Genomic DNA, 21961 nt, shown 5'->3' on the forward strand with positions numbered 1-21961 from the left:
GATGCGTCAGATTTTCAGCAGCCAGCGCGTGGAAACCGTCGAAGGCGTTGCCGAGCTCCTCCGCGAGCATGGCATCGAGGTCAAGGTGACCAATGGCCGTTCGTACAAGACCCGTCGCCGTGGCCAGTTCAGCTATACCGAGCTGGGCAACGCCAACGCCTACCCGGCAGTGTGGATCGTGCGCGCCGACGACCAGCCGCGCGCCCGCGAGATCCTGCGTGATGCACGCCTGCTCGATACCACCCGCCGCGATCACCCGACCGCCGAGTTCGCCTTCCGCGACACGCAGGAACAGGGCAGCGGCGGCCGCGGTTGGGCCTGGCGCATCCGTATCGGCCTGCTGGTGGTGATTGCCGGCGTGGCGCTGGTGATCGGCCTGCGCCATCGCGGCGCCCCGGCGCCGGCCGCCACACCGGCCCCTGCCGCCGCCCCGCAGGCACAACCGCAGCAGGCACCGCAGGCAGCACCGGAAGAGGAAGAAATCCGGGTCCGCATCCAGCCGTCGAAATGACGCACGGGTAGTGCCGGCCGCTGGCCGGCACTACCCGTGCAGAAGGCCGGTCACACTTCGCACGCGGCTCCGTCATGGGACACAATCCCAGCAGGAGAGCCGCCGCCATGACGACGTTCGCCGCATCGATCGACCAGACCCTGGAACACGAACTGCCTGCGGCCGCTGGCGGCTGCCAGCATGCCTATGGGCGCATCGTGCTGGCCTGCCAGAACACGGTCACCGCCATCGCGCTGGCCATCACCCGCGACCGCCAGGCCAGCGAGGACATCGCCCAGGAAGCATTCGTGAAGGGTTGGCAGCAGCTGCACCAGCTACGTAGTTCGACCAGCTTCCTGCCCTGGCTGCGGCAGATCACCCGCAATCTGGCACGCGACTGGCTGCGCGCGCAGCGCGGTCGGCCCCTGACCGGCGAGGCCGCCGAAGTGGCACTGGGCATGGCCGCCGACCCGACCCCGGGAGCGGCCGACCGCCTGCAGCGGGTGGAAGAAGAAATCGCCGCCGAGGACATCATCTCCTCCCTGCCCGCCGACAGCCGCGAAGTGCTGTTGTTGTACTACCGCGAAGGCCAGCGCTCGCAACAGGTGGCCGATCTGCTCGGGCTCAGCGATGCCGCCGTGCGCAAACGCCTGTCACGTGCCCGCGTGCTGGTGCGCGACGGCCTGTTGCAGCGCTTCGGTGAATTCGCGCGCAGCAGCGCACCGAGTGCAGCCTTCGCCACGGCGGTGGTGTCGATGGTGTTGGTGGCCGCACCCGGCACCGCCAGCGCCGCGATCCTGCTCGGTACCGGTGTCAGCGTGGGTGGCAGCAAGCTTGGGCTGGGCGGTGCCAGTGCTGCCGGTGGCACTGCGCTGGGTTCGCTGACCGCCACGCTGGGCCAACTGCATCTGTTGCCGGTCGAAAGCTGGGCCGCAATCATCGGCGGCGTTGTTGGCGGTGCGGTCGGCAGCTATGTGGGCGGGCGCGTGCTGATGTCCTACACCCAGACCGAAACCGAGCGCAGCGACGTACGCCGCTTCCTCTATCTCAACGTAGGCTCGAGCCTGGTCTGGTGCCTGGCGCTGCTGCTCGCGGCCGTGCTGCAGACACCGGTCTGGACGCAGCTGCTGGTACTCGCGGTGGGCCTGCTCGTCATCAACTACCAGTGCCTGGTGCCGCTGCAACGGCTGATGGCACCGATGATCGCGCGTGACTCGGCACGACGCGGACGTACCGGCATCAACTGGAAATATGAGTCCATGTACGGCCGCACCGGCATCATTGCGATGAGCCTGATGGTCATCGGCCTGGTCACGTATTCGCTGCTGCGCAGCGGCCGCCTGTAACAGACAACGCCGGCAGGACGCCGGCGTTGTCTTCTTCCACTGTGCTGAAACTCAGCGCTGCGGCTTCGGTGCGGCACCGTCGCGCGGGCCACCATTGCGCGGGCCATGGTGCATCGAGCCCTTGGCAGCATCGAACTCGGCCTTGCTCAGCTGGCCATCCTTGTTGGTATCGGCGGCAGCGAACCAGGCATCACGATGCTGCTTCATGCGCAGCTCGCGGTCGGCCTTGTCCAGGTAGCCGTCCTTGTTGAGGTCAAGCTGGTCGAAGCGCGCGGCCAGGCGCGGGTCGGCCTTGGCTTCCTCGCGGCTGATGCGGCCGTCCTTGTTGACGTCCAGCTTGGCCCAGCGCTCACCGCCATGGCCGCGGCGGCCATGCTGCCAGCGCGGCAGTTCATCGCGCGACAGCTTGCCATCCTTGTTCTTGTCCAGCTCGTCGAACTTCGCGGCCAGGCGCGGGTTGGCAGCGGCCTCGCTGCGGTCGATGACGCCGTCGCCGTTGGTGTCCAGCTTGGCCGGGCGCGGTGCCGGCGTGGTCGGGGCATCGGCAGCCAGCGCGATACCGGTAGCGGAAGTGCCAAGCAGCAGGGCCAGCAGCAGGGGGGTACGGATCATGGGGTCACTCCTGGGGATGGGGATTGCGTCGGGGTGATCACTTCACCCTCGGGAGACAACAACGCCCGGGCGCGACATCGGTTGACGCCGCTGCCGGTTCCATTCATCCGGCGGACAGTCGCCGCCACTGCGACAACCTGGGGCTATGCTGTGCCCATGGCGATGCACGGCGACAGAGACGACGAACTGCGACTTTTCCAGACCGGCGAGCACCCCTGCGGGTACTGGTCGGACCGGGTGGCACGCGACCTGGTGCTGGACCCGCACGACCGCCGCCTTGGTGGCCTGTACCCGCTGGCGCTCAGTTGGGGTTTCCGTCGCAGCGGCGACCTGGTCTATCGGCCGCATTGCGCGCACTGCCAGGCCTGCGTGGCGGTACGCATCCCGGTGGCCCGCTTTGCCCCGGACCGCAGCCAGCGCCGCTGTGCCGCCCGCAATGCCGATCTGGAAGTGCGGATCACCGCCGCCACCGCCCGCGACGATCTGTTCGCGCTGTACCACCGCTACCTGGCGCACCGCCACGCCAATGGCGGCATGGATGATCACGGCCCGCACGAGTTCGAGCAGTTCCTGATCGGCAGCTGGTCGCACACCCGCTTCATGGAAATGCGCCTGCCCGGCCACGACGGCCAGCCCAGCCAACTGCTGGGGGTGGCGGTGACCGACGTCACCGAGCATGGCCTGTCGGCGGTCTACACCTTCTTCGACCCGGACCACGCCGCGCGCGGGCTGGGCACCTTCGCGATCCTGCAGCAGATCGAGTGGGCCCGCCGCGAGGGCCTGCCGCACGTGTATCTGGGCTACTGGATCCGCGGCCACCAGAAGATGGACTACAAACGGCGCTATCGTCCATTGGAGGCCTACGATGGACGCCGCTGGCACGATTTCGACGACGAACTGGACGGGCGCTGACAAACCACTGACACCGGGCCAGGTGCACAATACGGCCCATGAACATGACTCGCCGCCATCCCCTGCTCCTCGCCCTGGCCCTGCTCTGTGGCGCCACCGCCCCCGCTTTCGCCAAGTCCCCTGTGATGACCGAAACGCCGTCCACTACACTGCGCCTGGCCACCTACAACACCTCGCTGTACTCCGACGAGACCGGCGGCCTGATCAAGGAACTGGAAGGCGACAGCGAGCACGCACGCAAGATCGCCGCGGTGCTGCAGCAGGCGCGCCCGGACCTGGTGCTGCTGAATGAATTCGACTTCGATGACGCCCATCGCGCCGCCGACCTGTTCCAGAAGCGCTACCTGGAAGTGGCCCAGCCCGGTGGCGGCAAGCCGCTGCACTTCGCCTACCGCTATCTGGCACCGGTGAACACCGGCGTGCCCAGTGGCCTGGACCTGGACAACAACGGCGTGGTCGGCGGTGAAGGCCGCAGCCGCGGCAACGATGCGTGGGGCTACGGCCTGCACCCGGGCCAGTACGGCATGCTGGTGTTGTCGCGCTACCCGATCGATGAAGCCAAAGTGCGCAGCTTCCAACTGTTGAAGTGGAGCGCGATGCCCGGTGCGATCCGTCCGGTTGACCCGCGCACCGGCCAGAGTTTCTACAACGACCACGTATGGTCGCAGCTGCGCCTGTCGTCGAAGTCACATTGGGACGTGCCGGTGAAGACCCCGGCCGGCGTGGTGCACGCGCTGGTCTCGCACCCGACCCCGCCGGTGTTCGATGGCCCGGAAAAGCGCAATGCCGCGCGCAACCATGACGAACTGCGCCTGTGGCAGGAATACCTGTCCAAGGGTGACAAACCGTGGCTGTGCGACGACAAGGGGCAGTGTGGCGGCCTGGCGCAGGACGCGCGCTTCGTGATCCTCGGCGACCTCAACAACGATCCGGTCGATGGTGATGGCCGCCACGAGGCCATCGTCGAACTGATCGAGAACGCCCGCGTGCTGCGCTACCCCACCCCGCGCAGCGTCGGTGGCGAGCAGACCAGCCTGGCCTATGCGGCCAAGGGTATCGAGCGCAAGGGCGCACCGTTCCACGCCACCGGCGATTTCGGCCCGAAATCCGGCACCATGCGCCTGGACTATGTGCTGCCCTCGACCGGTTTCGAGTACATCGGCAGCGGCGTGTTCTGGCCAGCCAATGAAAGCCCGGAAGCGAAGATCGCCGACGGCAGCGACCACCACCTGGTGTGGGTGGACGTGAAGCCGTAAGGCGTCTTTACAGAAGGCGGCGCCCCTTTGTTAGAGTCCTGCAACGGAACAGCAAGGGGAGCCGCACTTGAAGAAGAATCTGCTGATCATCGCCGGCGTTGCTGCGGTGATCGCGTTGCTGATGGCCATGCGCCAAGGATGGGTATTCACCCTGCTGCCCCTGGTGCTGATCGGCCTGATTCCGGCCGCAGTTGCCTGCTGGAAGGGCTACGCCGACCGCTTCGGTACCTGGTGGCTCTATGGCTCGACGCTGGGCATCGTGGCCATCATTCATGTGACCGTGCTGCCCTGGCGTAGACGCTAGTACTTGCAACGGCGGTTGCAGAGCCGAGCCCATGCTCGGCTCTGCGAAAAGCAGATGCAGGCTTAAGGACGCAGTTCGACGCCGATGGCGTCGGCGGCGTCGCGCGCGATCGAACGTGCTTCGTCGATGCTTTCCGCGCGCGCCAGGGTCACGCCCACGCGGCGATGGCCGTGCACGCTCGGCTTGCCAAACAGGCGCACGGCGGTATCCGGCACCTGCAATGCAGCGGCGACGTTGTTGAAGTACGGCACGCCCTCGCCATGGGCCAGCAGCGCACACGACGCCGACGGGCCGCTCTGGCGGATCACCGGGATCGGCAGGCCGAGAATGGCCCGCGCATGCAGCGTGAACTCGCTCAGTTCCTGCGATACCAGCGTCACCAGACCGGTGTCGTGCGGGCGCGGCGACACTTCGCTGAACCATACTTCGTCGCCCTTCACGAACAGCTCGACACCGAACAGGCCCCAGCCGCCGAGGTCGTCGGTGATCGCACGCGAGATCTCTTCGGCACGCGCCAGTGCCGCGCTCGACATCGGCTGCGGCTGCCAGCTTTCGCGGTAGTCGCCATCCTTCTGCAGATGCCCGATCGGCGCGCAGAACGAGGTGCCGCCGGCATGGCGCACGGTCAGCAGGGTGATCTCGTAGTCGAAATCGATGAAGCCTTCGACGATGCAACGACCGGCACCGGCGCGGCCACCAGTCTGTGCGTAATCCCACGCCGGAGCGATGTCCACCTCGCTGCGCAGGGTGCTCTGGCCCTTGCCCGAGGACGACATCACCGGCTTGACCACGCACGGCAGGCCGATGGCCGCCACCGCGGCGCGGTACTCGGCCTCGGAATCCACGAAGCGGTACGGCGAGGTCGGCAGGCCCAGGGTCTCGGCGGCCAGGCGGCGGATGCCTTCGCGGTCCATGGTCAGGCGCGCGGCGCGCGCGGTCGGGATCACCCGCAGGCCCTGCTCCTGCTCCAGCTGGACCAGGGTCTCGGTATGGATCGCCTCGATTTCCGGCACCACCAGGTGCGGCTGCTCCTGGGCAATCAGCGCGCGCAGCGCCATCGCATCCAGCATGTCGATCACATGCGAGCGGTGCGCGACCTGCATGGCCGGGGCATCGGCATAGCGGTCAGCGGCGATCACTTCCACGCCCAGCCGCTGCAGCTCGATGGCCACCTCCTTGCCCAGTTCGCCCGAGCCCAGCAGCAGCACGCGGGTGGCGGAGGGAGACAGCGGGGTTCCAAGCTTGGCCATGGCAGTTCCAGCAGCGATGTGAAGGCGGGTGGGCATTCTAGCTGGCCGGGCACCCCGGCCACGGCATCCGACGAACGGTAGTCGACAAGTGATATCACTTTGATATCTTTTCTTCGAACCCTCAAGGACGTACTGCCATGAAAGAGAAGTCGCTTTCCTCCCCCAGCGGTCTGGGCATGCTGGCCGTCACCCTGCTGGTCACCTTGGCCGGCGGCGCGCTGTTCGTGCTCGGAATCGCAGCCAAGGCCACCACCGGTTCGCCGAACCTGGTCATGCTGTTCGGCGGGCTGCTGATCGGCGCACTGGCACTGTTCGCCATGGCTGGCCTGTACACCATCCAGCCCAACCAGGCGGCGGTGCTGAGCCTGTTCGGCAAGTACGTGGGCACCGTCAAGGACAACGGCCTGCGCTGGAACAACCCCTTCTACAGCAAGCGCCGGGTCAGCCAGCGCGTGCGCAACTTCGAGAGCGGCAAGCTGAAGGTCAATGAGCTGGACGGCAGCCCGATCGAGATCGCCGCGGTGATCGTCTGGCAGGTGGTCGATGCCTCCGAGGCGGTCTACAACGTGGACGACTACGAGAGCTTCGTACACATCCAGTCCGAATCGGCGCTGCGCGCGATGGCCACCAGCTACCCGTATGACCAGCACGAGGAAGGCCAGCTGGCGCTGCGCAGCCACGCCAGCGAGATTTCCCAGCACCTGAAGAACGAACTGGCCGAACGCCTGGCCGATGCCGGCGTGCAGGTCCTGGACGCGCGCATCAGCCACCTGGCCTACGCCGCCGAGATCGCCCAGGCGATGCTGCAGCGCCAGCAGGCCAACGCAGTGATCGCCGCACGCACGCGCATCGTTGCCGGTGCGGTGGGCATGGTTGAAATGGCGCTGGCCGAACTGCAGAAGAACGGCGTGGTGCAGCTGGATGAGGAGCGCAAGGCGCACATGGTCAGCAACCTGCTGACCGTGCTGTGCTCGGACCGCGGCACCCAGCCGATCGTCAATGCCGGCTCGCTGTATTGAGCCACACTCGCAACGGGGCGCCCCACCGCCCCGCCAGGAGCCCCCATGAGTGAGAAGAAAGCCTACCCGCTGCGCATCAATGCCGAAGTCCTGGCTGCGGCGCAGCGCTGGGCCGATGACGAACTGCGCAGCCTCAACGCACAGATCGAGTACGTGCTGCGCGACGCGCTGCGCAAGGCAGGACGCCTGCCCAAACCCAAGGCATCGCCGGAGGACAAGGAATGAGCAAGCGCTGGAGCTACCAGACCATCGAGGTCAAGACGTCCATGATGGGCGTTCTCAAGGCCGAGGACATCCAGAGCGAACTGACCCGCCAGGGCCAGCTGGGCTGGGAACTGGTCAACGTCATCATCCCGGCGCCGATGCGCCCGGCGATGCTGGTGTTCAAGAAGGAGTCCTGAGCCGTGGGCGGCAGTGACCCGAAACCGTTTGATGTGGCCGAGAGCTCGCCGCTGCGGGTGCTTTGGGTCGTGCTGCCATTGCTGCTGGCATTCGTGGCGTGCGTTTATGCACAGCTGTACAAGGCACCGGCCACTGCGCCCTGGATCGAGGTCACGTTCTCGCCGCCCTGGTTCCGGATGGGCGGCAGCGCGGCGTGGAGCCTGGTGGTGATCGCACTGATGGGTATCGGGCTGGGCGCGGCCTTCTTCCGACGCCGGGTGGAACTGGCCGGCGACGTACTGGACGTGCGCTCGACGATGTACCGCCGGCGCGTACCGGTCACGCGACTGCGGCTGGACCAGGCCGAGCTGGTCGATCTCAGCCGTGACCGTCGCTATGGCATCCGCTTCAAGACCAACGGCTATTCAATGCCCGGCTTCCATTCCGGCCATTTCCGCCTGCTGGGCGGCGGCAAGGGATTCGCCCTGGTCACTGACCGTGCGCACGTATTGGCCCTGCCGGTCAGCGATGGCAGCACGCTGCTGCTCAGCATGGACCGGCCACAGGCACTGCTCGATGCACTACGCAAGGTGGCCGCATCGGCGCCACGGCAGTAAGCTGCGGCGATGCAACGACGTCCCCCCCTGCTGATCAATACCGAGGCCATCGAGCTGTGGCCGGCCGACCTGCTGCGTGCGCGCAGCAATCTGGATGCTCGCCTGCTGTCGCGGGCGAACTGGGTGCTGCGGCGCAAGCGCGATGGCCGCTACCTGGCAACGGTACTGGTGCACGGCGTGCATTCGCTGGTGCCGCACCTGCCTCGGGAGCCCGGGGTGGAAGAAGCACTGGCCCTGCTGGATGCAGCGGCGGCGCGTCCATTCGGCGCAACGCTGGAAGATCAGTGGCTGCCGCTGGCCGGGCTGGAACGGCGCCTTGAGCAGTTGGGCCTGGATGCGCATCACTATGCCGACGACAGCGGCCTGCCGCTGGAACCGGAGCCCTGCCTGCTGCATTTCGCGGGCCGCGACCGTTTCGCCCGTCCGTTGTGGCTGCGCCGCGGCGCCGCACAGGGCTGGCGACGGATGCGCCTGCATGCCGCGCAGGATGGCATTGCGCTGGACGCGATCTCCGGCTTCCGCAGCCATGCCTACCAGCTCGGCATCTTCGAACGGAAGCTGGCGCGCGGCTTGAGCGTGGCGGAGATCCTGAAGGTGAATGCCGCACCGGGGTTCAGCGAACACCACAGCGGCCACGCGCTGGACATCGGCACACCGGGCGACGCCCCTGCCGAAGAATCGTTCGAGGCCACGCCAGCATTTGCGTGGTTGCAGGAACACGCGGGCGGGCATGGCTTCCATCTGAGCTACCCGCGCGACAACCGGCACGGGATCGTCTACGAACCGTGGCACTGGTGCTGGAGACCGGCCAGCGGCTGAGCCGCTCGTGGCGGCCGCAAGGCGAACTCCATGGAGCCGTCCGCGACGGGATGAATCAAGCGAGCAAAGACAAAAACGGGTCGCTTCGCTCGAAGCCGAGCATGGCTCGGCGCTACAGAAGCTACCGCGCAACAATCCAATGCAGGGCCGAGTCGTGCGCGGTCGCTCACCGCATTGCCGTCATCGCCTCAACGCATTGATCGCCAGCAGCAGCCACCCGGCCATCATGCTGGTGCCACCAATCGGCGCCAGCCGCGTTGGCCACTGCCACAACGCCGCGCCCACCAGGCTGCCGGAAAACAGCAGCACGCCCAGCAGCAGCACGTACAGCGCCAGGTGCGCGATCGCCCCCTGCGCGCGTGGCCCCAGTGCCACCAGCACCGCGCCATGTGCGAACGCATAGAGCGCTGCCATGTTCAGATGCTGCTGTGCCAGCGGATCGGCCACTCCATGCGAAGCGTAGGCGGACAGGCCGATGGAAGCCGCCGCCAGCAACGCCCCCAGGCAGGCCAGCAGCGAGGGCTTACGCGCACGTCGTTCAAGATTGAACATGACTGCTCCTTGCGCAGCGCCCGATGCCGGGCGCGGGATGAAAAAAAACGCGCCGCAGGAAGCGGCGCGTTTTCGTGTCCAGCACTACATGGGTCAGCCGAGGCTTACTTGACGGCCCAGTAGATGTCGTACGTGGCTTCCGGGGTGAACGACTTGTCGATGCCGTCCTTCCAGGTCTCGTACGGACGGTCGATGACTTCGTTGCCCGAGGTCACGGCCCAGGCACGCAGGCCGCTGCGGGCCACGTCCAGACCCGCCATGTGGCCGGTGTAGGCCGCATGCGCCGAACGGTGCGGAGCAACGTGCACGTACTTGACCGGAGCACCGCCGTCGATCTTGACGGTCAGGGCTTCAGCAGTGGCACCTTCAGCACCCTTCTTCTTCACCGGCTGGGCGATGTCGAAGGCGTACTTCTCCTGACCGAAGTCCGTGGTGATGATGCGGAACGGGCCCGCCGCTTCAAGGCCATTGGCCTCGATCACGCGCTTGATCCACTCCTGGTTGTCCTTGATGGACTTGGTGATGCTGTCCTGGCCGCGGTCCACGTTGCCCGCGTTGACCACCAGCAGATCCTCAGCCGGCACATTGACGATGGCCAGATCGGTCAGCGGGGCTTCCGGGGTGCGGTAGTCCACGTTCGGAACGCTGGCCAGCATGTTGGCCATACGCGACAGGCCCATCTTGATGTCGTCGCCGATCTGGCGGCTGACATACAGACCGGCATAACGGCCGAACAGGTCGAAGCCGTACTTCACCGAGTAATCCTGGGTGATCTTGACGTTGCGACCGCCCTTGCCGGTCGGCTCCAGGGTGAAGGTGGTGACCTTGTCGTGACCCTTGGTGGCGTCGTCGATGGCGATCACAACACGCTTGTTTTCTTCGGCTTCGGTGATTTTCCAGGAACCGGTGCCCAGGTCCTTGGAGGTGAAGTCGAGGGTGGCACCGGTGCCGGAGACCGGGCCGGACAGCTTCAGTTCAACGGCGGGATCGCGCAGTACCAGCGGGTTCCAGTCCTTGAAGCGGCGCAGACTGCTGACCGTGTCGTACACGATCGTCATCTTGCGGTTGGTCTCGATGCTTTCGGTGATGTGACGCTCGCCCGGCAGACATACGCCAATGATGACGAACAGGCCAGCCACGATCCCCAAGGCGATCAGGAACTCGATAATACGGGTCATTCAGAGAGTCTCCGGGGCCGATCCCACGGCCGGGTTGATTGAAGCGAAGCGCCAATCCTAGCAGGCTTCGCGGGCATTGTTTATCGGGATTGGCGCACCGGTTTCCCTGCCGGCTGCGCATTTGTATGGACAAAGAATTCGAAGGGTAACGCATACCGGTGCCCGGCAAGTAGGGGGCAACCCCGGCCAGGGTCCGGGGCTACCAGCCAAGTTGTTGTCCGGGAACGATTTTTCTCAGACCAGCTGCAGTTCGAACGCCTTCAGTACGGCGCGCGTACGGTCGCGCACGCCCAGCTTGGAGAGGATGTTGGACACGTGGTTCTTGATCGTGCCTTCGGCCACGCCCAGTGAATTGGCGATCTCCTTGTTGGAGAAACCACTGGCCATCAACCGCAGGATCTCGGTCTCGCGGTCGGTCAGTGGGTCCGGGCGATCGAGGCTGACGAAGTCGTTGCGCATGTGCTCCAGGCCGGACAACAGGCGCTGGGTCACTGCCGGCTGCACCAGCGAGCCTCCGTCGGCCACCGTGCGGATGGCGCCGACCAGCTGCGCCAGGGTCACGTCCTTGAGCAGGTAGCCCTTGGCGCCGGCCTTGAGCCCGGCCAGCACCAGTTGGTCGTCGTCGAACGTGGTGAGGATGATGGTCGGCGGCAGCTGCTCCTGCCGGGACAGCATCTGCAGTGCCTCCAGCCCGGACATCACCGGCATGCGCATGTCCATCAGCACGACGTCCGGCCGGACCTGCGGTATCAGCTCGACCGCCTGCCGGCCATCAGCGGCCTCGGCCACCACCTCGATACCGTCGTCGAGCGCCAGCAGGGAGCGGATTCCCTGCCGCACCAGGGTTTGGTCGTCGACCAGGCAGACGCGAATCATCAACGCACTCCTTCAGGAACCTTGGTAAGGGCGGCCACCGGCAGCGTTGCCGGTACCGTCGCCCGCAGGCGGAAGCCTTCGCCGGGACGGGTCTCGACCTGCAGCTGGCCACCACATTGTTGCAGGCGCTCGCGCATGCCGCGCAAGCCATTGCCTACATTGACCATTTCCGCGCCGACACCGTCGTCGCGGGCCTCGATCACGACCCGATCGGCGGCTTCACGGTACACCTTGATCCACAGGTGGCGCGCGCCGGCATGGCGTACGGCGTTGGTGATGATCTCCTGGGTGCAGCGCAGCAGTACGTGGGCCCGCTGCGGGTCCTCCACGTTCAGCGAGTCCTCGATCTCCAGCTGGATGTCCAGCGAAGGCACGTTCTCGGTCAACGGCCGCAGTGCGGCAGCCAGATCGATGGCGCCGGTCTCGCGCAGCTGGCTGACCACCTCTCGGACGTTGCCCAGCAGCAGCTTGGCCAGGCCATGCGAACGCTTCACGTGTTCCAGGGCCTGGCCCTCGGCCAGGTGGCTGGCCACTTCCAGGTTCAGGGTCAGCGCGGTCAGCTGGTGGCCCAGCAGGTCATGCAGTTCGCGCGAGATGCGGGTGCGCTCGTTGACCCGGGCGCTCTCGGCCAGCAGGGCCCGGGTCGCGCGCAGTTCCGAGTTCAGTCGACGCTGCTCGTCACGGGCCTCGGTCTGCTGGCGGGCGACCAGACTGGTCACGAAGCTGAACATGGAGAAGCCGCCGTACAGCAGCGACTGCATCACCGCCTCGAACAGCGAAAAGCGCAGCAGCATGTAGTAGACCGGGGCCACCGCCAGCTGGCTGACCAGCAGCCACAGCACACCCAGGCGCACCGACAGCATCCACGGAATGACGCTGGCGGCGACCATCATCAGGATGCTGCCCAGGCCCGAGCCACTGAGGAAGCTCACCGCCAGCGCAGAGACGGTCAGCAGCAGCAGCAGGACGCGGTCCAGCCAGGTGGTATGGCTGTCGCTGCGCAGGGTGCGGGTCAACCAGTAGTAGGCGGTGCCGAAGGACAGGTAGGCGACGAACAACAGGATCGCCCAGCCGCCCATGTCATTGCGGCTGTGCAGGTTCTCGAACTGCGAGTACGCCAACGGCAACCCGACCATGACCCAGGTGAACAGGCCGGCCAGGCGGAGGACGCGTGTATGGCTGAGGACTCCCAACATGCCAGCACTCTACGGGCCCGGCCTGCGTCCCGCACCCCACGGAAGTCATGCCCGCCCGGTCGCCTGTTCATGCCGCAGCCCACCCCGGGCATGCAATAATCGTGCGCAGGGTCCTTTGATGGACCAACCGCGTTACCCCACGGAGTCACAATGTCGATTGTCATCCGCGACGTGCGCGAGCACGAGCTCGATTCCGTCCTGGCTTTGAACAACAACGCTGGCCTGGCCATCCTTCCCCTGGATGCGGCACGCCTGCGCCTGTTCCATGAAACCGCTGAATATTTCCGCGTCGCCGAGCGCGACGGCAACCTGGCCGGTTTCCTGATCGGCTTCGGCAGCGACAGCCAGCACGACAGCAGCAACTTCGCCTGGTTCAAGCAGCAACTGGACACCCCGTTCTTCTACATCGACCGCATCGTGGTCGCCAGCCGCCGTCGCGGCGGTGGCGTCGGCCGTGCGTTCTATGCCGACGCACAGAGCTTCGCCGAGCTGCGCTATCCGCAGATGACCTGCGAAGTGTTCCTCGACCATGGCGCCGATGCCGCCCTGCTCTTCCACGGCAGCTTCGGCTTCCGCGAACTGGGCCAGAACACCATGCCCCACGTCGATGTGCGCGCCAGCATGCTGGCCAAGGAACTGTGCAGTTACCCGTGGGTCCAGGAGACCTACGGTGACAAGCTGCCGGATGTGGCATGGACGCGTGCCCGGCAGCTGCCGGCGCAGGCACAGCGGCCGACGGGGACCTGAGCGTGGCGGTGAATTTCGATTACGAACAGGCCGGTGAACTGAAGATCGGCCAGGTGGGCATCGCCAACCTGCGCATCCGTACCCTTGATGTCGAACGCCTCGTGCAGGAAATGCACGAGCGCGTGACCCGTGCGCCGAAGCTGTTCGGCCGCGCGGCGGTGATCCTTGACTTCGGTGGCCTCAGCCAGGTGCCGGACGTGGCCACGGCACAAGCGCTGGTCGATGGCCTGCGCAGCGCCGGCGTGCTGCCGGTGGCTCTGGCCTATGGCACCAGCGCGGTCGACCTGCTCTCGCAGCAGCTCGGTCTGCCGCTGCTGGCCAAGTTCCGCGCCCAGTACGAGCGTGCCGAGGCCGAACCGGCCCCGCCGCCGCCCGCACCGGAACCGCGCCGTGCCGTCCGCGCCGAACCGAAGCCGGCCCCGGCCACGCCGGTGGCCAAGGTCGCCGATGCGGCCGCACCGCAGCCTGGCCGCATGCAGCTGGGCAACGTGCGTTCGGGTCAACAGCTGTACGCGGAAAACTGCGACCTGACCGTGATGGCCACCGTCGGCGCCGGCGCCGAGGTCATCGCCGATGGCAGCATCCATATCTACGGGACCCTGCGCGGACGTGCGCTGGCAGGGGCCCAGGGCAACACCGCGGCACGCATTTTCTGCCGTGATTTCCATGCGGAACTGGTCGCCATTGCAGGCCACTACAAGGTACTGGACGATGTCCCGGACAACCTGCGCGGCAAGGCCGTGCAGGTGTGGCTGGAACAGGACCAGATCAAGATCGCTGCGCTGGACTGACGCAGCACCCAAACAGAATCATCAGGAGAAGTCCTTTGGCTGAAATCATCGTAGTCACCTCCGGCAAGGGCGGCGTCGGCAAGACCACTTCCAGCGCAAGCCTGGCCTGCGGCCTGGCACGGCGCGGCAAGAAGGTGGCGGTGATCGACTTCGACGTCGGCCTGCGCAACCTCGATCTGATCATGGGCTGCGAGCGCCGCGTGGTGTACGACTTCGTCAACGTCGTGCACGGCGAAGCGACCCTCAAGCAGGCCCTGATCAAGGACAAGCGCTTCGACAATCTGTACGTGCTGGCCGCCTCGCAGACCCGCGACAAGGACGCACTGACCCAGGAAGGCGTGGGCAAGGTCCTGAAGGACCTGGCCGCCGACGGCTTCGACTACATCATCTGCGACTCCCCGGCCGGCATCGAGAAGGGTGCCTTCCTGGCGATGTACTTCGCCGACCGCGCCGTGGTCGTGGTGAACCCGGAAGTGTCCTCGGTCCGCGACTCGGACCGCATCATCGGCCTGCTCGATTCGAAGACCCACAAGGCCGAGTCCGGCCAGGACGTGCCGGCCTTCCTGCTGCTGACCCGCTACACCCCGGTGCGCGTGGAAAGCGGCGAGATGCTCAGCATTGCCGACGTCGAGGAAGTGCTCGGCCTGAAGGCAATCGGCGTGATTCCCGAGTCGGGTGACGTGCTCAACGCCTCCAACAAGGGCGAGCCGGTCATCCTGGATGTCGAATCCGCTGCCGGCCAGGCCTATGACGACGCCGTCGCGCGCATCCTCGGCGAAGAACGCCCGATGCGCTTCACCAACGTCGAGAAGAAGGGCTTCTTCAGCAAGCTGTTCGGAGGGTAAGCATGGGCCTGTTTGATTTCCTCAAAGCGAAGAAGACCACCGCCGAAACCGCCAAGAACCGCCTGCAGATCATCATCGCGCAGGAACGCAGCAACCGCGGCGGTCCGGATTACCTGCCGCTGCTGCAGCGCGAGCTGCTGGAAGTGATCAAGAAGTACGTCAACATCGACGTCGATGCGGTAAAGGTCGACCTGGTCAAGGATGGCCAGCACGACGTACTGGATATCTCCGTGGCGCTGCCGGAAGGCCCGGACAAACCCTGATCCCCGGCCCCGCCCGTGCCTGCACGGGCGGGGCTGCATGGCCCGCATGACCGACACCACGCCCGAACCGAACGTCACCCGCGTCGGCGATATCGCCTTCGCCGATGCGCAGTGCCTGCTCGCCGCACATGGCCTGCTGCTGCACCACGTCGCGGCCGGTGAACCGATTCCCGGCAGTTACTGGGGCGAGCCCGAGGCCGGCATCATCGCCAGCAACGTGTATGTGCGCGATGACACCCCCGTGCATTCGATGTTGCACGAGGCCTGCCACCTGATCGTGCTGCCGCCGGAGCGGCGCGCGCAGGTGCATACCGACGCCACCGACTCGGTCCCCGAGGAGGATGCGACCTGCTACCTGCAGATCGTGCTGGCCGGGCTGCTGCCCGGTGTTGGCAGCGAACAGCTGATGGCCGACATGGATGCGTGGGGGTATACGTATCGGCTGGGATCTACGAAAGCGTGGTTCGAGCAGGATGCGGAAGACGCGAAAGCGTGGTTGATCGAACGCGGCTTGCCGGTGGCGTAAAGCCGCGGGAGCGGTTGGCCATGGGCGCGTGGCGACGCGCTGGACCTTGCGGCGCCATTCTTTTCACTCGGCGCGGTTCGAGCAGGATGCGGAAGACGCGAAAGCGTGGTTGATCGAACGCGGCTTGCCGGTGGCTTAGATCACCGGTGGGTGCGGACCTTGGTCCGCACCATCCACGCATGGCGTGGATCTACTGTAGTGCCGGCAGCCCGGATCAGCCCTGCCCGGCCAGCGCGCGCAGGGTGATGCCAACGATGTAGGCCAGGTAGGTGCCGGTCGCATAGCCCATCGTGCCGAGCAGCACGCCCACTGGCGCCAGCGCCGGATGGAACGCGGCGGCCACCACCGGTGCCGAGGCCGGGCCGCCGATGTTCGACTGCGAACCGATGGCGAAGTAGAAGAACGGCACCTTCAGCAGCTTGCCCAGGCACCACAGCAACACGATGTGCACGCTGATCCAGATGATGCCGAGCAGGAACAGCCACGGGCGGTCCAGCAACGCCAGCAGGTCCATCTGCATGCCGATGCAGGCGATCAGGAAGTACAGCAGCAGCGAGCCCAGCCGCGACGCACCCGCCCCTTCCAGGTTGCGTGCACGGGTGAAGCTCAGGCTCAGGCCCAGCGTGGTCGACAGCACCACCACCCACACGAACGGTGCGTCCAGGCTGAACTGCGACGCCCAGCCGACGTTGGCCTTGAACCATGCCGCCAGTGGCGCACCGATCGCATGCGACAGACCGACGCCACCGAAGGCCACCGCCACGATCAGCATCAGGTCGGTCAGGCTGGGAATACGTTCGTGTTCGGCCTGGAAGCGCGCGATGCGCTCCTTCAGTTCATCGATGGCCGAGGTATCAGCGCCACTGCGTGCATCGATCTTCGCTGCACGTCCTGCCAGGAAGATCAGCGCGGCCATCCACACGTAACCGACGCCGACATCGACCACCGCGAACTGGCCGAAGGTGGTCGCATTGACGTCGAACACTTCGCGCATCGCCAGCATGTTGGCGCCACCGCCAATCCAGCTACCGGCCAGTGCGGCCATGCCGGCCCAGGTATCACCGGCCACGGTATCGGGATGGATCGCGCGCATCACCAGGAACGCCACCACCGCGCCGAGCATGATGCTGGCCGAAGCGCCCAGGTACATCAGCACCAGCTTCGGGCCGAGCCGCAGGATGCCCTTGATGTCCACCGCCAGGGTCAACAGGATCAGCGCCGCCGGCAACAGGATGTCGCGCGCGATCGGGTTGTAGAGCTTGGTGTTCTGGCCATCGATCAAGCCGACGGTGTTGTAGATGCCGGGAATCAGGTAGCACAGCAGCAGTGCCGGCACGAAGGTGTAGAAGCGCTTCCACAAGCCCTGCTCGCGCGAAGCGGTCCAGAACACGGCGCCGAGCGTGGCGGCGATCAAACCGAAGACGACGATGTCGTTCTGGATCATGCAGGTGCTCTTGGTAGTGCCGGCCGCTGGCCGGCAATCCGGTATGGGTGGGAAGCAGCATGTGGTTGCCGGCCAGCGGCCGGCACTACCAGTAAACAAAAGCGCCGCCCCGAAGGGCGGCGCTGCAGTCATCAGTTGCCGATGTGCTGCTTCAGCCAGGCATTGACGGTGTCATGCCAGAGGATGCTGTTGTTGGGCTTCAGCACCCAGTGGTTTTCGTCCGGGAAGTACAGGAACTTCGATTCGATGCCCTGACGCTGGGCGGCGGTGAACGCGGCCAGGCCCTGTTCGACCGGAATGCGGAAGTCCTGCTGGCCATGGATGACCAGGATCGGCTTCTTCCAGTCGGCCACGTGGTTGACCGGGTTGAACTTCTCGTAGTTCGCGGCCTTCTGGTACGGGGTACCGCCCTGCTCCCACTCGGTGAACCACAGCTCTTCGGTGGCGTAGCCCATCATGCGCTGGTCGAACACGCCGTCATGGTTGACCAGGCACTTGAACGGGCTGTTCCAGTTGCCGGCGATCCAGTTGACCATGAAGCCACCGTAGCTGGCGCCCAGCGCACAGGCCTTGTCACCGTTGAGGAAGGAATACTTCTTCAGCGCCGCATCCCAACCCTTCTGCAGGTCTTCCAGCGGGCGGTCGCCCCAGTGCTGGCTGATCGCATCGGTGAAGGCCTGGCCGTAGCCGGTGGAACCGTGGAAGTCGATCATCACCACGGCGTAGCCCTGGCCCGCATAGGTCTGCGGGTTCCAGCGGTAGCTCCAGCCATTGCCGAAGCTGCCCTGCGGGCCGCCGTGGATCAGGAACGCGACCGGGTAGGACTTGCCTTCCTGGTAGTTGTGCGGCTTGACCACATAGCCATGCACGGTGTCGTTGTTCCAGCCCTTGAATTCGAACTGCTCGTAGTCGCCGAAACTGACGTCCTTCAGCACGTCACCGGCGGCGGGGGTCAGCGCGCGCAGCTCGCCGATCGGCTCACCGGCAGCCGGCAGCAGGCCGACCAGCACCTGGTCGTTGCTCTTCAGGCTGTTGCGGGTGATCGCCACGCTGGTGCCGGCCACGTCCACCGAGGTCACGCTGCCATCGCCGATCAGCTTGGTGGCCTTGCCGCTGGCCACGTCGATCTGGAACAACGGGTGTTCGCCGAGATCGTCGGCGGTGGTGTAGATGCTGGTGCCATCAGCGGACAGCGCGATGCCGCCGGCCGATCGATCCCACTGCGGGGCGATCTCGCGCGTCTTGCCGCTGGCCAGGTCCATGGCCATCAGGCCAAAGCGGTCGGCCTCGAAGCCCGGGCGCTTCATCGCACGGTAGAACAGGGTCTTGCCGTCGGCGCTGAACACCGGGCCGGCATCCCAGGCCGGGTTGGAGGCGGTCAGGTTGACCGGCGCCTGCTTGCCCGCAGCGTCGAAGCGGTACAGGTCGAAGTTGGTCGACCACGGCTCCTGCTTGCCGGCCACGCGGATGCTGGCCACCACGCTGGCACCATCCGGCGACCACGCGAAATCATCGTTGCCGCCGAACGGCTTGGACGGTGCATCACCATCGATGGTCGCGCTCAGCGCCGATGCGCCCTTGACCGCGCCGGCCTTGGTCGTCGGCAGCGGTGCCACGAACAGGGTGTTGCGGCGGCCGTCGTTCCAGGTATCCCAGTGGCGCACGAACAGCGAATCGAAGACCTTGCCGCTGGCCTTGGCGCCGGCCACGTCCTTGAGCTTCTTTTCGGTGCAGGCCAGGTCCGAGGCACAGGACTGGAACACGCCGGCGCTGAACAGCACACGGTCGTCCTGCGGCGACACGTGGTAGCTGTCCACGTCGACCGGGAAGTCGGTCAGCTGGCGCGGGGTGCCGCCATTGATCGGCTGCGCGTACAGCTGCTGGCTGCCGTTCTTGGCGCTGAGGAAGTACACGGTCTGGCCATCGGCCGAGAGCGAAGCGGAATTGACGCTCCAGCCGGCCGGGGTGATCTGCTTCGGCGGCGCTGCGTCGCGGGTACGCAGGTTGCGCGCGAACAGCGCGGTGGAGGCCTTCAGGTTGGCGTCCACGCTGCGCTTGGCGAACACGACGGTGCCGCCGTCAGCGGTCAGTACCGGCGCGGAGACGCGGTCCATGGCCACCATGTCGCGGACTTCCAGGCCACGGGCAGCAGCAACGCTGGGCAGGGCAGCCAGCAGGCTCAGTGGCAGCAGGGCATGACGCAGTTTCATCGGGGTCTCCGCAGGACGGCAAAAAAAACCGATGGTAGGCCCGTGCGGCCGGGGCTGCCAAGGCCATCGGTCATGGCCGCCCGTAGGGATTGGCCCCGCCGCCAGAAAAGGCAAACCGCGCCGTAGCACGGTTTGCTTGGGACAACGGTAGTGCCGGCCGCTGGCCGGCAACCATGGGGCGTCACGGGTTCCAGGGTTGCCGGCCAGCGGCCGGCACTACCCGTTCCCTTACGCCACGGCGCGTTTGCCGGTGCGGTAGATCAGCCAACCGACCAGGAACAGCACGGCCAGGCCGATCCACTGTGCGGCCGGCAGATGGAACGGCACGGCCAGCACGTCGGCGCGGCTGCTGACCACGATCGGCACCGCAATGGCGATGCCCATCAACGCTTCACCGGTAATCAGGCCGGCGGCGAACAGCACGCCCGGCTTGTGCACGCGGTCGCGGCCTTCTTCGTCATCGGCACGCACCTTGTGGAAGCGCTCGACGAGGTAAGCGATCAGGCCACCGAGGAAGATCGGCACCATCAGCTCCAGCGGCAGGTAGATACCGATGGCGGCCGCCAGCACCGGCACGCGGAAGCGCGCGTTGCGCGACTTCAGCCAGCTGTCGAAGGCGATGATGGCGGCACCGATCAAGGCACCGATGCCGATGAAGGTCCACGGCAGTTCGCCACCGAACAGGCCCTTGGCGACCGAGGCCATCAGGTTGGCCTGCGGTGCGGCCAGCGCGTTCGGGTGCAGCTCGGACTTCACGCCGATGCCGTAGGCGGTAGCCAGCAGGTTCAGCACCGGGGCCATGATCAGCGCGCACGAGAACGCACCGATGCCCAGCATCAGCTGCTGCTTCCACGGGGTGGCACCAACGATGTAACCGGCCTTGAGGTCCTGCAGGTTGTCACCGCCGACCGCGGCAGCACAGCACACCACCGCGCCGATCATGATCGCCGCCACCGCACCCAGCGGTGCGCCGCCGGCACCGACCGGCTTGAGGCCGTCGGCACCCAGCAGCACGACCAGCACGGCCGAGGCGAACAGGATGGTGGAGATGGTGATGCCCGATACCGGGTTGTTGGACGAGCCGATCAGGCCGGCCAGATAGGCCGAGACCGACACGAACAGGAAGCCGGCGACGATCATGATGATGGTCATCGGGATCGACACGTGCCACTGGCCAACGATGGCCTGGTACAGGGCCAGCAGCGGCAGCACGAAGACCACCAGGGCCACCAGCATCCACTTCATCGGCAGGTCGCGCTCGGTGTGCGCCAGCACCGGGCCACCGCTCTTGCGGGCGGCGGCAAAGCCGCTCTTGACGCCGTTGAGCAACGACTTGCGCAACGAGATCAGGGTCCAGATGCCGCCGATCAGCATCGCGCCGACGCCCAGGTAACGCATTTTCACGTTCCAGATGGCTCCCGCGGCGTCGGTGGCCGAGGCCGTGGCGATCGACGCGGCCAGGCCCGGATCGGTATTCATGAAGAACGCCTGGTACACCGGAATGGCGATGTGCCAGGTCAGGATCGAGCCGGATACCACCACGATGCCGACGTTGAGGCCGACGATGTAACCCACGCCCAGCAGCGCCGGCGACAGATTGGTGCCGATGAAGGCTGTGACCTTGGAACTGCCGATGTAGGCCGAGGTCGACCACGCATCCGGAATCAGGTTCATGCCGCTTTTCGCGGCCAGCTTGACGAAGGCACCGATCACCGCCGACAGGCCGAGGATCTTCAGGCCCGGGCCGGGGTTTTCACCGGCCTTGAGCACTTCGGCCGCGGCCTTGCCTTCCGGGAACGGAAGCGGATCTTCGACGATCATCGAACGGCGCAGCGGCACCGAGAACAGCACGCCCAGCAGGCCGCCGAGACCGGCGATGCCCAGTACCCACCAGTACTTGAAGTCCGGCCAGTAGCCCATGATCACCAGCGCCGGGATGGTGAAGATGACACCGGCGGCGATCGAGGAGCCGGCCGAAGCGCCGGTCTGCACGATGTTGTTTTCAAGGATGGAGCCACCGCCCAGCAGGCGCAGCACGCCCATGGATATCACCGCGGCGGGAATGGCGGTGGCGATGGTCAGGCCTGCGAACAGACCGAGGTAGGCGTTTGCGGCCGACAGCACCACCGCCAGCACGATGGCAAGGACCACCGCGCGGAAAGTGAGCTGCTTGGGCGCAGCGTCATGGTTCATGAAAGCCCCTGCTGGCAAAAAATCCCTGCCACGCTAGCGTTCAGGGCAGATCAAGTCCAGCGTGCCAAAGGATGGGGGCGTGTGCTGCAGCGCAATGGACCCGTCCGCGAACCGGCAACCGACCGACCCGGCAA

24 protein-coding genes are annotated in these 21961 nt (G+C 66.2%); 15 read left to right on the forward strand and 9 right to left on the reverse strand.

Features of this window, described 5'->3' with window-relative positions; genetic code table 11:
- The first annotated feature begins 1 nt into the window (after position 1).
- Together ABR323_RS19760 and ABR323_RS19765 are read left to right on the forward strand one after the other, a co-directional pair.
- Complete coding sequence (locus tag ABR323_RS19760) at positions 2-511, forward strand: pathogenicity-like protein (RefSeq protein WP_439450519.1); 510 nt, start codon at positions 2-4, stop codon at positions 509-511.
- A 107-nt stretch (positions 512-618) separates the two neighbouring features.
- A complete protein-coding gene (locus ABR323_RS19765) occupies positions 619-1836 on the forward strand; it encodes an RNA polymerase sigma factor (RefSeq protein WP_439450520.1) in 1218 nt (405 codons plus the stop codon).
- Between the two features lie 51 nt (positions 1837-1887).
- Here ABR323_RS19765 and ABR323_RS19770 read toward each other — a convergent pair whose 3' ends face one another.
- On the reverse strand, positions 1888-2448 hold the full coding sequence (locus ABR323_RS19770) for an EF-hand domain-containing protein (RefSeq protein WP_439450521.1): 561 nt from the start codon (positions 2446-2448) through the stop codon (positions 1888-1890).
- Positions 2449-2604: 156 nt separating this feature from the next.
- Between ABR323_RS19770 and ABR323_RS19775 the strand changes: the two genes are divergently transcribed.
- The 3 genes from ABR323_RS19775 to ABR323_RS19785 all read left to right on the forward strand — a co-directional run bounded on the left by ABR323_RS19775 (position 2605) and on the right by ABR323_RS19785 (position 4920).
- Positions 2605-3360 (forward strand): arginyltransferase, encoded by a 756-nt coding sequence (locus ABR323_RS19775; protein WP_135272720.1) that lies wholly within the window; start codon positions 2605-2607, stop codon positions 3358-3360.
- A gap of 38 nt (positions 3361-3398) precedes the next feature.
- Positions 3399-4616: an endonuclease/exonuclease/phosphatase family protein gene (locus ABR323_RS19780; protein ID WP_439450522.1), complete on the forward strand. Its 1218-nt coding sequence runs from the start codon at positions 3399-3401 to the stop codon at positions 4614-4616.
- Positions 4617-4683: 67 nt separating this feature from the next.
- On the forward strand, positions 4684-4920 hold the full coding sequence (locus ABR323_RS19785) for a hypothetical protein (RefSeq protein ID WP_439450523.1): 237 nt from the start codon (positions 4684-4686) through the stop codon (positions 4918-4920).
- A gap of 62 nt (positions 4921-4982) precedes the next feature.
- On the opposite strand, the gene purT is transcribed toward ABR323_RS19785, so the two are convergent.
- Positions 4983-6170, reverse strand: coding sequence for a formate-dependent phosphoribosylglycinamide formyltransferase (gene purT / locus ABR323_RS19790; protein WP_439450524.1), 1188 nt, complete (start codon positions 6168-6170; stop codon positions 4983-4985).
- A 137-nt stretch (positions 6171-6307) separates the two neighbouring features.
- On the opposite strand from purT, the gene ABR323_RS19795 reads away from it, so the two are divergent.
- The 5 genes from ABR323_RS19795 to ABR323_RS19815 are packed head-to-tail and all read left to right on the forward strand — an operon-like array spanning position 6308 to position 9006.
- Positions 6308-7189, forward strand: coding sequence for an SPFH domain-containing protein (locus ABR323_RS19795; protein ID WP_135272717.1), 882 nt, complete (start codon positions 6308-6310; stop codon positions 7187-7189).
- A 45-nt stretch (positions 7190-7234) separates the two neighbouring features.
- Positions 7235-7414 carry a hypothetical protein gene (locus tag ABR323_RS19800; RefSeq protein ID WP_004148134.1) on the forward strand — a complete coding sequence of 60 codons (180 nt, stop codon included), beginning with the start codon at positions 7235-7237 and terminating at the stop codon, positions 7412-7414.
- Complete coding sequence (locus ABR323_RS19805) at positions 7411-7590, forward strand: DUF4177 domain-containing protein (protein WP_135272716.1); 180 nt, start codon at positions 7411-7413, stop codon at positions 7588-7590. The genes ABR323_RS19800 and ABR323_RS19805 overlap by 4 nt, the downstream gene beginning before the upstream one ends.
- Positions 7591-7593: 3 nt before the next feature.
- The gene (locus ABR323_RS19810; protein WP_439450525.1) at positions 7594-8187 is read left to right on the forward strand and encodes a PH domain-containing protein; all 594 of its coding nucleotides are present in this window, start codon (positions 7594-7596) and stop codon (positions 8185-8187) included.
- A 9-nt stretch (positions 8188-8196) separates the two neighbouring features.
- A complete protein-coding gene (locus ABR323_RS19815; protein ID WP_439450526.1) occupies positions 8197-9006 on the forward strand; it encodes a M15 family metallopeptidase in 810 nt (269 codons plus the stop codon).
- Between the two features lie 180 nt (positions 9007-9186).
- On the opposite strand, the gene ABR323_RS19820 is transcribed toward ABR323_RS19815, so the two are convergent.
- The 4 genes from ABR323_RS19820 to ABR323_RS19835 form a co-directional block, all read right to left on the reverse strand.
- A complete protein-coding gene (locus ABR323_RS19820) occupies positions 9187-9558 on the reverse strand; it encodes a DUF423 domain-containing protein (protein WP_439450527.1) in 372 nt (123 codons plus the stop codon).
- 104 nt (positions 9559-9662) lie between these two features.
- The gene (locus tag ABR323_RS19825; RefSeq protein WP_135272712.1) at positions 9663-10736 is read right to left on the reverse strand and encodes an SRPBCC family protein; all 1074 of its coding nucleotides are present in this window, start codon (positions 10734-10736) and stop codon (positions 9663-9665) included.
- A gap of 234 nt (positions 10737-10970) precedes the next feature.
- On the reverse strand, positions 10971-11612 hold the full coding sequence (locus tag ABR323_RS19830) for a response regulator (protein ID WP_439450528.1): 642 nt from the start codon (positions 11610-11612) through the stop codon (positions 10971-10973).
- Complete coding sequence (locus ABR323_RS19835; RefSeq protein ID WP_439450529.1) at positions 11612-12808, reverse strand: sensor histidine kinase; 1197 nt, start codon at positions 12806-12808, stop codon at positions 11612-11614. Before ABR323_RS19835 ends, ABR323_RS19830 begins: the two co-directional genes overlap by 1 nt.
- Before the next feature lie 150 nt (positions 12809-12958).
- Here ABR323_RS19835 and ABR323_RS19840 point away from each other — a divergent pair, with 150 nt between their 5' ends.
- Genes ABR323_RS19840 through ABR323_RS19860 form a run of 5 tightly spaced genes read left to right on the forward strand, consistent with a single transcriptional unit; the run spans position 12959 to position 15980 of the window.
- On the forward strand, positions 12959-13555 hold the full coding sequence (locus ABR323_RS19840) for a GNAT family N-acetyltransferase (protein WP_439450530.1): 597 nt from the start codon (positions 12959-12961) through the stop codon (positions 13553-13555).
- Positions 13501-14346 (forward strand): septum site-determining protein MinC, encoded by an 846-nt coding sequence (minC, locus tag ABR323_RS19845; protein WP_135272709.1) that lies wholly within the window; start codon positions 13501-13503, stop codon positions 14344-14346. Before ABR323_RS19840 ends, minC begins: the two co-directional genes overlap by 55 nt.
- 35 nt (positions 14347-14381) lie before the next feature.
- Complete coding sequence (gene minD, locus ABR323_RS19850) at positions 14382-15191, forward strand: septum site-determining protein MinD (protein WP_004148075.1); 810 nt, start codon at positions 14382-14384, stop codon at positions 15189-15191.
- A 2-nt stretch (positions 15192-15193) separates the two neighbouring features.
- Positions 15194-15454, forward strand: a complete 261-nt coding sequence (gene minE, locus ABR323_RS19855) for a cell division topological specificity factor MinE (protein WP_004148073.1) — start codon at positions 15194-15196, stop codon at positions 15452-15454.
- A gap of 46 nt (positions 15455-15500) precedes the next feature.
- Complete coding sequence (locus ABR323_RS19860) at positions 15501-15980, forward strand: hypothetical protein (RefSeq protein ID WP_439450531.1); 480 nt, start codon at positions 15501-15503, stop codon at positions 15978-15980.
- Positions 15981-16194: 214 nt separating this feature from the next.
- On the opposite strand, the gene ABR323_RS19865 is transcribed toward ABR323_RS19860, so the two are convergent.
- From ABR323_RS19865 to ABR323_RS19875, 3 genes are all read right to left on the reverse strand, one after another.
- A complete protein-coding gene (locus ABR323_RS19865; protein ID WP_439450532.1) occupies positions 16195-17424 on the reverse strand; it encodes a DUF819 family protein in 1230 nt (409 codons plus the stop codon).
- A gap of 131 nt (positions 17425-17555) precedes the next feature.
- The gene (locus ABR323_RS19870; protein WP_439450533.1) at positions 17556-19634 is read right to left on the reverse strand and encodes a prolyl oligopeptidase family serine peptidase; all 2079 of its coding nucleotides are present in this window, start codon (positions 19632-19634) and stop codon (positions 17556-17558) included.
- Between the two features lie 228 nt (positions 19635-19862).
- On the reverse strand, positions 19863-21827 hold the full coding sequence (locus tag ABR323_RS19875; protein ID WP_439450534.1) for an OPT family oligopeptide transporter: 1965 nt from the start codon (positions 21825-21827) through the stop codon (positions 19863-19865).
- Positions 21828-21961 lie beyond the last annotated feature (134 nt).

This window comes from Stenotrophomonas sp. ATs4 (assembly GCF_051861585.1).
GTDB classification, from domain to species: Bacteria; Pseudomonadota; Gammaproteobacteria; order Xanthomonadales; family Xanthomonadaceae; genus Stenotrophomonas; species Stenotrophomonas maltophilia_AS.